Raw genomic sequence first — 11728 nt, 5'->3', positions numbered from 1 at the left:
CCATTGAATTGAATGAATCAGTATAAATATTGGAAAACGATTTTTGATTTTGTCTTAGCGGCAATATTGATCCTCTTTCTTATGCCGGTACTGATTATTTTATTTGTGATTGCAAGTTTGGATACATCTTCCAATGGGATTTTTTTTCAGACCCGAATAGGGCAGTATGGAAAACCATTTACCATTTTTAAGATTAAAACAATTCATGAACAGCAGAGAACATGTTCAAAAATAGGGCAGACTCTTAGAAAATTTAAGCTGGATGAATTTCCACAATTGTTTAATATTTTAAAAGGTGAGATGAGTTTTGTAGGTCCCAGACCTGATATTGAAGGCTATTATGATAAGCTTACCGGAGCAGACAGAAAAGTTTTGGAACTCAAGCCGGGGCTTACCTGTGAAGCAAGTATTAAATACAGAGATGAAGAATATCTTCTGAAAAATCAGGAAAATCCTTTAGCTTACAATGATGAAGTATTATTTCCAAACAAAGTAAAAATGAATCTGGACTATTTTGAAAATATGTCTTTCAGAAACGATATAAAGATCTTGTTTAAAACATTAATAACCACATTGAAATAGAGTTTTTAACTATTATGAAAATTAAAGAAACCCCGCTTAAAGACTGCTACATCATAGAGCCTACTATTTTTGAAGACGAAAGAGGCTACTTCTTTGAAAAGTTCAACGAAAAAAAATTTGAGGAACTTACCGGAATGAACGGGCACTTTGTGCAGGATAATATTTCTAAATCTTCCTATGGAGTATTGAGAGGACTGCATCTTCAGAAAGGTGAACATGCCCAGGCAAAATTAGTATCCTGTCTTGAAGGAAGCGTTTGGGATGTGGCTGTAGACCTTAGAGAGGATTCTCCTACATTCGGGAAATGGTTCGGAATAGAACTTACTGCTGAAAATAAATTACAGCTTTATGTACCGAGAGGTTTCGGACATGGTTTTTCTGTATTGAGTACCCATGCTGTATTTTCTTATAAATGTGATAATTTTTATAACAAAGAATCAGAAGGCAGTGTGAAATTCAATGATCCCGATCTTGATATCGATTGGAAGGTAGATGAAAAAGATGCCATACTTTCAGATAAAGATCAGAATGCTCCCGGATTTAAAGAAAAAAACTTTTAAAGTATATCCCTGAAAACCACTTTTATAAAGTGGTTTTTATTTTTTAATCCTAACTCTCCAATATTTTGTATCTTTGCAGACTCAAAATCAAAACGATGCGTACAAAATCTGTAGGGAAGAAGAAAATCAATGTAGTCACTCTTGGATGTTCCAAGAATGTATATGATTCTGAAGTATTAATGAGCCAGCTGAAGGCCAATGGCAAAGAAGTGGTTCACGAAGACCGTGGGGACATTGTGGTAATCAATACCTGCGGATTTATCGATAATGCTAAAGAAGAGTCTATCAATACCATCCTTGATTATGTTGATGCTAAAAACAGAGGTGAGGTCGAGAAAGTATTCGTTACAGGATGTTTATCTGAAAGATATAAACCGGATTTGATAAAAGAAATTCCGGATGTAGATCAATATTTCGGAACAAGAGACCTTCCGATACTTTTAAAGCATCTTGGAGCAGATTATAAACATGAACTGGTAGGAGAAAGATTAACAACAACTCCAAAACATTACGCATACCTTAAAATTTCTGAAGGTTGTGACAGACCATGTTCTTTCTGTGCTATCCCATTGATGAGAGGAGGACATATTTCAACTCCAATCGAAAAACTGGTTTTAGAAGCTCAGAAACTGGCCAAAAAAGGGACAAAAGAATTAATTCTTATTGCTCAGGATCTTACTTACTATGGTCTTGATCTTTATAAAAAGAGAGCATTGGGTGATCTTTTAAAAGAATTGGTAAAAGTAGAAGGAGTGGAATGGATTCGTCTTCACTATGCTTTCCCGAGCGGTTTTCCTGAAGATGTTCTTGATATTATCCGTGAAGAACCTAAAGTATGTAACTATATAGATATTCCTCTTCAGCATATCAATTCAGATTTACTGAAATCTATGAAGAGAGGAACTACCCATGAGAAAACAGATGCTCTTTTAGGTAAATTCAGAGAGAAAGTTCCTGATATGGCGATCAGAACAACGCTTATCGTTGGATATCCTGGAGAAACAGAAGAGATATTTCAGGAGCTTAAAGACTGGGTAAGAGAGCAGAAGTTTGACAGACTAGGATGCTTTACCTATTCTCACGAAGAGAACACTACTGCCCATGTTTTGGAAGATAATATTCCACAGGAAGTAAAAGAGGCAAGAGTAGAAGAAATAATGGAGCTGCAATCTCAGATTTCGTGGGAAAAAAATCAGGAAAAAATAGGTAAAGTATTCAGATGTATGTTTGACCGTAAAGAAGGAAATTATTTCATCGGAAGAACAGAGTATGATTCTCCGGATGTTGATAATACTGTTTTGGTCTCAGCAGAAGATACTTATATTTCTATTGGTGAATTTGCAGATGTTAAAATTACCTCTGCAGAAGAATTTGACTTATACGGAGAATTGGTTTAGCTAAACGCTTATTAATCAGTCAGAAATAACATTTGTAAAACTGACTTATTAACGAAAATTAACATAGAATTTTCTCGGTAGCGGGTTTTTATTTAATTGATAATCAATTTATTAATATTTTGTGCAATTAAGATTTTTTAATTTTCTATTATAATGTATTTAAAATCGAAAATTATGTCTTAAATTTGCGCAAGAAGCAATATTTTTAAATCATGTGCTTTCAGCAAGTTAATTATTGAAATAAAGCTAAAAATCAATTGAAATACTTATTGAATATTTTATTTTAATTCAGTGTTCACAAGTTGAGATGTATCTTCCTTTTTGGAAATATTGATGAAAAAATGTAATTAAAAATCTTTAAAAACTTATGAAAAAATTTTTATTAACAGCAATTATGCTTGTTGGCCTTTCGGCCGTTTCTAAGGCTCAACAAGGGCGAGTGGGGATTAACACAACCACACCTGCCGCAACATTAGACGTAGTAGCAAATACTACAGACAATGCTAGACCTGATGCCTTACTAGTCCCTCGTATGACGGCAGCAGAATTATCTTCTAAGGATGACACCAGTGGTACATACGGTGCACCTCAGAATGGAGCTATTGTTTACATTACTTCCGGAACAGGTACAGGTGCAAGAAAAGTTAAAATTACAGGCCCTGGATTCTATTATTTTGATAATTCAGTTCCTGAATGGAGACCAATAGTTGGTTCTGTTGCAGTTACCGGATATACTAACGTTTCACAATCGACTGCCATTAACAAGAATGAATCAATGTTGGTAACTACGAATGTAACTATTGCAGCTCCTGCAGTAGCAACTTCAGTTGCCGGAGATAAATTCAGAATTGTTGATGCTACAGGTGGTGCTGGATTTAGTGTTACTGGTGTTCACTCTAGTACAACTACTTCACCAGCAGTATCAGGTTCGGCATTAGAGTATACTTTCATCAGTGGTGCATGGTATTGCACAAGTTTATAATTTAAAATAATAGTGAAATGAACACAAATAAAAAAATTTCTGCTCTTGTATTATTAGCTGTGGGTATCTTTTCTAATGCACAGATCAAAACAAATAATACAATTAATGCAACCATAGGTGGAGAATCAGTTTACTTAGATGCTTCAAGTTTCCCTTCATCCAACAACTTAGGAAAAGGTTTATCTGTTCCTAGAACAAACTTAACTACTTTTACATTCGTTAGTCAAGTAACAAATGCATTAAAGTTTCCTACAGCATATGATGGTATGATCGTATATAACTCTGTTGCGGGTACTACTCCTGCTACTGGTTCTGGTATTGGTAATCAACCTGTAAGTGTAGGTTTTTACTATTTCAGTAATCCTACTCCAACACCTGCATTTTCATCGGTTTCAGGACAATGGTTGCCATTAGGTGGAGGAGGTAAAGAAAATATCCTTACCACTGAAACTGTTACAAACAGACAAGTAAATAGTGCACAAATTTATGGTATAAAAGGAACTTTTGCTGCAAACGGTACTACTACTGCAGTAACAATTCCTGCTCCTGCCGGAATTACTGCTATGTACGGAATTACTATTTATAAGGCGGGTACTAATACAGTATATTCCAGAGAATTATATTCATATGATACATCTACAGGAGCTGCTGTTACAGGATCTCCAAGTATGTCTGTGGTATATCCGAACGGAACGTATGATTATGTTTTAGAATATTTAAAATAAAGAAATTTATTTAATTACATAATAAAAACCAATGAGAAGTCATTGGTTTTTTACTTTTAAAGAGATGAGATGTTCTTTTATTTTTCGATGGTAGTAAATAATATTCATTCATTTTTAAAATTTTTATCTTATTATTTTTGAAATAAGAATAGTCAGGAAATTTTAACACTGTATTTAGATGTTAAAATCTGGTTGTGAAATTTGATATTATAAGGCTCAGCATATTCTGGTGGTCATTTTTTCTCATCTTGGATTTAAGAAATTTAATTTTGGAATTATTTTTTTTTGATTAAAATCTTAACAATATGTATTTTTAAATTATTGATTATCAGTTTGTTTTGTTTTTAGAGTTTTTAAATTATGTATAAATTAGTTAATTATGTTAACTTTTTAAGTGTTTTTTTAACACTTTTTAACAGTATGTTGTAAAAGCCCTATCCATAGGAGGTTACAGCTTTGTTTAACATTTTGTTAATGTTTTATTAACTATTTTTAACATATCGAATAGGGTTTTATAAAGATTCCTGATACATTTGCTCCGTCAAAACCAATAAAAGTTCAAAATGATGAAAAGATTCATTCTCGTAATCATAATGATGATTTCAACCTTAGGTGTTTACTCTTTTACAAGTAATGCCTTAGATGCGAAAAAAACAAGTTATGCATCGTACTACCACGATAGATTTAACGGTAGAAAAACTGCCAGCGGAGAAATCTTTGATAACTCAAAGTTCACTGCAGCAAACAGAACGCTTCCATTTGGAACAAACGTTAAGGTAACAAACCTTAAAAATGGTAAAGAGGTAATAGTAAGAATTAATGACAGAGGGCCTTACCATTCATCAAGATCTTTAGACATGTCTAAAGCTGCGTTCGATGAGATCGGAGATATCAGCCATGGTACTATTCCGGTCGAATATGAAATTGTCGATTAATTTTATGATTTAAATTAAAAAAAAGCCAGCTGATTCAGCTGGCTTTTTGTATGGATGAATATAGCGTTGATTATACATCCAATTCCAATAATGCAGGACAATGGTCAGAATGTACAGCTTCCTTTAAAATAACAGCCCTTGTAAGCTTATCTTTTAAACTATAGGAAGTGAAGTTATAATCTAACCTCCAGCCTTTATTTCTTTCCCTTGAATTTTGTCGGTAGCTCCACCACGTATAATTATCCGGTTCATTATTAAAGAATCTGAAACTGTCAATCAGTTCACATTCATTGATGAAACTGGTCATCCATTCTCTTTCCATAGGAAGAAATCCTGAGACATTCTTTAGACCAACAGGATTGTGAATATCAATAGCTTCATGGCAGATATTGAAATCTCCGGATATAATAAGGTTGGGAATTTCTTTTTTTAAATTCTTGATGTACTCAAGAAAGTCATGGCAGAACTGCATTTTAAAATCCAGTCTTTCGATATTAGAAGCGGAAGGAACGTACACTGAAATCACAGAATATCCGTCAAAATCAGCACGGATGATTCTTCCTTCATTATCATAGCTTTCGATACCACAACCATACTCTACATGATTGGGTTTTATTTTTGAGGCAATTCCGACCCCACTATAGCCTTTTCTTACTGCAGAATGCCAATAACTGTGATATCCTAATTTTTCAAGACTTTCGATATCTATCTGATCGTTTCCTGCTTTGCTCTCCTGAATACAGATGATATCCGGATCGGCAGTTTTCAGCCAGCCCAGAAAATCTTTTGTGAAAGCCGCTCTGATTCCATTGACGTTGTATGTAATTAATTTCATTAGTCTTCTATAAAAAGTTTAAAGTTTTCGTTGTATTTGGATGGGATAAATTCGGTAATAGTATAATCTGCAACCTCCTGAATATAAAAAGGATCTTCAGTGATGATCTGCTCAACCTCTTTTTTAGATACTGCTTTAGCAATAATGATCCCTCCCGTTCTTGGTTCTTTTCTTCCTGAGGCAATGAACTGTCCGGAGTCATAATGTTTGCTGAGGAAAATATTATGCTGGGGAATAAGTTTTTCTATATTTTCAATAGAACTCTTATAGGTAAGGGAAATAATAAACATGATTTATTTTTTACGAAGATATGAACTATAAGAAAGAGGTAAAAATAAAAAAGCCGGTTTTGAATTTCAAAGCCGACTTTTTATATTTTTAGTAAGGGATCTTATTTTTTGAAAACTGTTTTACCGTCTTTTGTCAATTCTATTTCCTCGCCTTTACCTCTCAGTTCATAATGATCATTCTTATACCATATTCCTGATGCAGGCTTTTGCCCCTGTAGTTCAATTGTTTCATTGTTGAAAACTACCGTAGCTGTATTTTTGGTATTATTGAAAGTCATATCCAATGTTTTTCCACTGCTGTCTTTCGAACTACTTTTTACAATTTCATCCTGAGTTCCTGATACAGCAGCTGAATCAGACGGCTTAGAAGCAACACTGTCTACAGGAGTAGGAGTGGAGTCTGTTGCTTTCTTTTCTTTATTACATGAAGTTAAAAATAAGGCTGCAAATGCAGCTGCAATAAAAATGTGCTTTTTCATAAGATTATATTTATTTAAGGTTGCCTTCTAGTATGCAAAATAAGTGCCTTAAAAAAGAGGCGGAAAAAATCATTCGATTTTTTCCGCCTTTAACCCAAAATTAAATAAACTATGAAAAAAACTACTTGGGTTCTAATACGCTGATAGGAATAATACACTCTTCAAGTGAAATTCCTCCATGCTGGTAAGTTTCTTTATAGTAATTAACAAAATGATTGTAATTTTTAGGATAGGCCAGGAATATATTGTTTTTAGCAAAAATATATTTCGAGCTTAGGTTTCCTTTTGGAAGGAAAAGCTTTTCAGGGTTGGTAATGGCCCATACATCACTGTCGTCATACGTTAAGCTTTTACCTGTTTTATATCTGATATTCGTAGAAGTTTCTCTGTCTCCTACCACTTTACTTGGTTTTTTCACGTATACCGTTCCGTGATCTGTAGTGATAACCAGCTTATACCCGTTTTCTGCGGCCGATTTAATAATCTTCAGTAAGGAAGAATTTTCAAACCAGTTGAAAGTAAGAGAACGGAAAGTCTTATCATCGCGGATCAACTGATCTACAATATGATTGTCTGTTTTCGCGTGTGACAGGATATCAATAAAGTTATAGACAATTACAAGCAGGTCATTATTTTTATGCTGATTGAAATCATCATAGATCTTTCTTTCAAAATCAGCGTTCAGTACTTTAAGGTACTTCATAGATTTTGATCCGAGACCAATTCTTTTCATCTGATCTTCAAGGAAATCACGCTCAAATTCATTTTTATTTCCCTCTTCATTATCATTGAACCATTTATCAGGGAAACGTTTCTCAATCTCAGACGGCATTAATCCTGCAAAGAAAGAGTTTCTCGCGTACTGTGTTGCCGTAGGAAGAATACTGTAGTAATAATCTTCCGAAACTTTATTGTAATATTTTGTAAATAAAGGTTCAATCACTTTCCACTGATCGTAACGAAGATTGTCTACCATCAGTAAAAGAACTTTCTCTTTTTCCACCTCAGGTTTTACTTTTTCTTTGAAAAGCGTGTGGCTCATTAGAGGCTTGTCTGTATCAATAAGCCAGTCTGCATAATTTTTCTCAATAAACTTAGCAAATTGAATGTTAGCTTCTTCTTTCTGAGATTGCAAAAGATCGGCAAACTCATTGTCTGCTACTTTATCAAATTTGATTTCCCAGCTAAGGATCTTTTTATAATATTCAGCCCATTCCTGATACGTTCTCAGGTAAGAAAGTTCCATGGAAAGGTTTCTGAATTCCTGCTGGTATTGGAGAATTGTTTTTTGTTCAACAAGATTATCCTGCTGAAGGTTTTTCTTTAAGGAAAGTAATATCTGGTTAGGATTTACAGGCTTTAATATATAATCGGCAATCTGGGAACCGATAGCTTCTTCCATAATGTGTTCCTCTTCGCTTTTGGTCACCATGACAATTTTTAAGGCATTATCTTTTTCCTTAATCATAGGAATGGCTTCTAATCCGGAAATGCCGGGCATATTTTCATCAATGAGTGTTAAAGCGAATTTCTCTGAATCCATAAGTTCCAAAGCCTCATTTACATTGTTAACAGGGGTTACCTGATAACCTTTCTTTTCTAAAAATACGATATGAGGTTTAAGTAAATCTATTTCATCATCGATCCATAATATCTTTTCTGACATAATTTATTTTTTACATGGTTATTGTATCAAAATGTTGACCAAATCCTTTTAAAATCTCACAAAATCGAAAGATTAAAAGTTAAATATTAGTTAAATGAAAATACTGTAAAATAATTCACATTTTCGTTTCATTTAATCCGTGTTTTTTATATATTCCAAAGCCTTTTCCAGTACTTCGTCTTTTCCGTTTTTGAGCCCTTTTATACTTGGTTTTATAAAGATGTCAGGAATAATTCCGATTCTTTGGGTTTCTCTGCCATCCGGGTAATAAGCACCCAGGCCTGTAAACCGTGTATCAAGGTCGGCAATTTTAAACATAATGACATCTCCGTTGGCTCCTGAACTATTACTTCCGATAATTTTCGCTTTCGGATGTTGTTTGAACATCATGGTTGTGGTTTCTGCCTGGCTTTGCGTATTCTCATCTACTAAAACGATTACATTTCCTTTATAGTATTCAGGATTCTTTCTGCCGGTAACATTTTTTCTGCTGTAAAATTTTCCGGGATAGCTGGTGTCAGGAAAAGTAAACTGATAGTAAATTGAGGGGTTGGGAAGAAGAAGATAACTTAAGGGAATGATTGTTTGTCTTGGATAATGCCTGAGATCAAAAATAATAGCTTTTGCAGATTTTAAACTGCCGTACATTTCATCAAGATCTTCCTTTTCTAAAATTCCCATATGGACATACCCGATTTTCTTTTCATCATCCATAAATTTCCACTTTTTAGGAACCGGAATTTTTTCATGAATAATATCTTTAATAAGGTGTGTTCTGGTTTTTATTACCATATTTTGCCCGTCTCTTTCAATCTTTACACTAATAGAATCATTGTTGCTGAATAGCAGTTTGTCTTTTATTTTGCTGACCTTACCCCATGAGTTGGAAGCGGGTACATATTTTGCCAAATTGTTGATCACTTGCGGAATGGTTTTTCCTTCAATATCATAAATAACATCTCCAGGATGCAGAGGGCTTTTATGTCCGGATCGTGTGTCGTTAACTTTTATAATCACTAGTTTTCCTTCAGCATAAGTGTATTCTACCGGAACTTTTCGTTGACCATACAGGTTAAGTTGAATTTCTTTTGACGAAATATAGGCGTGTGAGTCATCTGTTTTAGTGACGAGTTCTGCTAATGTCAGGTGAAAATTTTCGTCATTATCAATCATGAGAAATTTTGGGATCATTTCTGTAATGACATCATTCCAGTTCTGATCGGTTTCATATTTATAAGGAAAGAAATATTCTACATAATTCCAGTATCTGAATAATTCCAGTAAGCTAATTGTTTGGGAATTAAATTTAGAACCATAGGATTTTTCATTCCTAAAATATATTTTTCTTCCCCCTTTTCCAAAATAATGATTATCTCTAAGATTCCTGTTATTTTCAATGTAACGAAGTTTTTGAGATACATCATCAGAGAAAATTTGCGAATTATCAATCCAGCGTAGGTCAAAGTTTTTGAGAAAATAAACTTTCTGATCTTGTACTGAACATTCTTTACATAGTGGAACTTCTCCGAGGCTTTTAATCCATTCGGAATAAAGAATATTAAGAGATTTTTTATCATGAATATTTTCAAGCTCCTTGATTTTTTGAAAAAGCTGCTTGTCCCAGTTCAGGTTTCCTTTTGCAACCTGAGGATGGTAATATTTTAAAAATCCCCAAACCCTGCACAGAGATTCCAATTTTTGGGTCTCGGTGATCATTTGTGCGGAAAAGTTTAAACTTAAAAATAAAAAGAGGAAAAGCGAGAAGCGTCTCATTAAAGGTTGCCGTGTTTTCTCTCAAAGATAATCCTTTAATATAACAGGCACAAAAGGATTTCAAAAAATCTTGAATTGATAATAAATAGATGCCAAACAATTTCTGAAATTGAAACGATGGTGTTTTTAATGAAAAATATTCGGTAGATCATTGTCTTATCCCAATATCTTAATAGTAATTTAATAAAAGGCTAAATTTTAAAATGCCTAACTTTGTTTACTAATACTGACGTTTCAATGCAGAATAAGCTAAAAATCATCAACGATCCTGTTCACGGGTTTATCAAAATTCCACACGAAATTTTATTTGATATCATCGAGCATCCCTACTTTCAGAGATTAAGAAGAATCGGGCAGACCGGACTTTTGAACCTGATATTTCCCGGTGCTACCCATACAAGATTTCACCATGCTCTTGGAGCAATGCATTTGATGTTCACTGCTTTGGAAACATTGAAGCAGAAAGGAGTGAAAATTTCTGAGGAAGAAGAAAAAGGAGCGATGCTGGCTATTCTGATGCATGATATTGGTCATGGTCCGTTTTCACATGCGCTGGAAAGTATGCTGATGGATGACTGGCATCATGAAAACCTTTCTTTATTATTGATGAATAAACTAAATGAAGAATTTGAAGGTCAGCTTTCAATGGCTATTGAAATGTTCCAGGGGAAATATCACAGAAAATTTTTCAATCAACTGATCTCTTCCCAATTGGATGTTGACCGTTTGGATTATCTTAAAAGAGACAGTTTTTTTACAGGAGTTTCCGAAGGAAATATTAATACCCAGAGAATTATCTCTATGATGAATGTATGTGAAGAAGGCGAGCTGGTGATTGATGCAAAAGGGATCTATTCCATTGAAAATTTCCTGACGGCCAGAATGTTTATGTACTGGCAGGTATATTATCATAAAACTTCAGCGTTGGCAGAGTTTCTTTTAGTCAAAATCCTTGAAAGAGCAAAGTATCTGATTTCCCAAGGCGCAGAACTTCCCGCAACGGATAATCTGAAATATTTCTTATACCGTGAAAAGAGTGCCGCAACGGATGAAGATATAGAGCGATTTACCAAACTTGATGACAATGATGTGATTCAGGCAATGAAAGAATGGCAGAATTCTGATGATTTTGTTTTGTCGTATTGGTGTAAATGTGTAATTCAGAGAAATTTGCCTAAAACCATTATTTCATCACATCCATTTGATCAGGAAATAATTGAGGAAAAAATAAAAAAGAGCAATGAACTTTTCGGAATCAATAATGGTAATGAATTGGTTCATGAAATTAAAAGAAAATTATTGCCTTATCATGCAGAGAAACAACCGATTTATTTATTGCATAAAAATGGAAAAAGAACAAGGCTGCATGAGTCGGAAGATCAGCTTTTATCAGGATTAATCGTGAATAAGACGACCCGCTATATCCTTATGTTTCCAAGAGATATCTCCAGACTGGACTCTTAAAGAATATTAAAATTTACGATCTGAAACTAAAACATGTTTG

12 protein-coding genes are annotated in these 11728 nt (G+C 34.0%); 7 read left to right on the top strand and 5 right to left on the bottom strand.

Going from position 1 to position 11728, the window contains the following annotated elements; genetic code table 11:
* The first annotated feature begins 12 nt into the window (after positions 1-12).
* From BUE84_RS18145 to BUE84_RS18120, 6 genes are all read left to right on the top strand, one after another.
* The gene (locus BUE84_RS18145) at positions 13-582 is read left to right on the top strand and encodes a sugar transferase (RefSeq protein ID WP_079242914.1); all 570 of its coding nucleotides are present in this window, start codon (positions 13-15) and stop codon (positions 580-582) included.
* Positions 583-596: 14 nt separating this feature from the next.
* Positions 597-1142 carry a dTDP-4-dehydrorhamnose 3,5-epimerase gene (rfbC, locus tag BUE84_RS18140; RefSeq protein WP_034699135.1) on the top strand — a complete coding sequence of 182 codons (546 nt, stop codon included), beginning with the start codon at positions 597-599 and terminating at the stop codon, positions 1140-1142.
* Positions 1143-1237: 95 nt separating this feature from the next.
* Entirely contained in the window at positions 1238-2539 is a 1302-nt protein-coding gene (rimO, locus tag BUE84_RS18135; RefSeq protein ID WP_079242913.1) for a 30S ribosomal protein S12 methylthiotransferase RimO, read from the top strand.
* 394 nt (positions 2540-2933) lie between these two features.
* A complete protein-coding gene (locus BUE84_RS18130; protein WP_145953291.1) occupies positions 2934-3521 on the top strand; it encodes a hypothetical protein in 588 nt (195 codons plus the stop codon).
* A 17-nt stretch (positions 3522-3538) separates the two neighbouring features.
* Complete coding sequence (locus BUE84_RS18125; RefSeq protein WP_079242911.1) at positions 3539-4246, top strand: hypothetical protein; 708 nt, start codon at positions 3539-3541, stop codon at positions 4244-4246.
* A 563-nt stretch (positions 4247-4809) separates the two neighbouring features.
* A complete protein-coding gene (locus tag BUE84_RS18120; protein WP_047434513.1) occupies positions 4810-5181 on the top strand; it encodes a septal ring lytic transglycosylase RlpA family protein in 372 nt (123 codons plus the stop codon).
* A 70-nt stretch (positions 5182-5251) separates the two neighbouring features.
* On the opposite strand, the gene BUE84_RS18115 is transcribed toward BUE84_RS18120, so the two are convergent.
* From BUE84_RS18115 to BUE84_RS18095, 5 genes are all read right to left on the bottom strand, one after another.
* Positions 5252-6016 (bottom strand): exodeoxyribonuclease III, encoded by a 765-nt coding sequence (locus tag BUE84_RS18115; RefSeq protein ID WP_079242910.1) that lies wholly within the window; start codon positions 6014-6016, stop codon positions 5252-5254.
* Entirely contained in the window at positions 6016-6306 is a 291-nt protein-coding gene (locus tag BUE84_RS18110) for a YciI family protein (RefSeq protein WP_079242909.1), read from the bottom strand. Before BUE84_RS18110 ends, BUE84_RS18115 begins: the two co-directional genes overlap by 1 nt.
* Positions 6307-6407: 101 nt before the next feature.
* Complete coding sequence (locus BUE84_RS18105; RefSeq protein WP_079242908.1) at positions 6408-6785, bottom strand: MliC family protein; 378 nt, start codon at positions 6783-6785, stop codon at positions 6408-6410.
* Between the two features lie 121 nt (positions 6786-6906).
* Positions 6907-8451 (bottom strand): bifunctional response regulator/alkaline phosphatase family protein, encoded by a 1545-nt coding sequence (locus tag BUE84_RS18100; protein ID WP_034699150.1) that lies wholly within the window; start codon positions 8449-8451, stop codon positions 6907-6909.
* Between the two features lie 132 nt (positions 8452-8583).
* Positions 8584-10167: a S41 family peptidase gene (locus tag BUE84_RS18095; protein ID WP_158521382.1), complete on the bottom strand. Its 1584-nt coding sequence runs from the start codon at positions 10165-10167 to the stop codon at positions 8584-8586.
* Between the two features lie 294 nt (positions 10168-10461).
* On the opposite strand from BUE84_RS18095, the gene BUE84_RS18090 reads away from it, so the two are divergent.
* On the top strand, positions 10462-11688 hold the full coding sequence (locus BUE84_RS18090; protein ID WP_079242906.1) for an HD domain-containing protein: 1227 nt from the start codon (positions 10462-10464) through the stop codon (positions 11686-11688).
* The last annotated feature ends 40 nt before the right edge of the window (positions 11689-11728 follow it).

The organism is Chryseobacterium indologenes, assembly GCF_002025665.1.
GTDB lineage: Bacteria > Bacteroidota > Bacteroidia > Flavobacteriales > Weeksellaceae > Chryseobacterium > Chryseobacterium metallicongregator.
The sequence above is the reverse complement of the archived record's forward strand: the minus strand, read 5'-3'. Positions and strand labels throughout refer to the sequence as shown.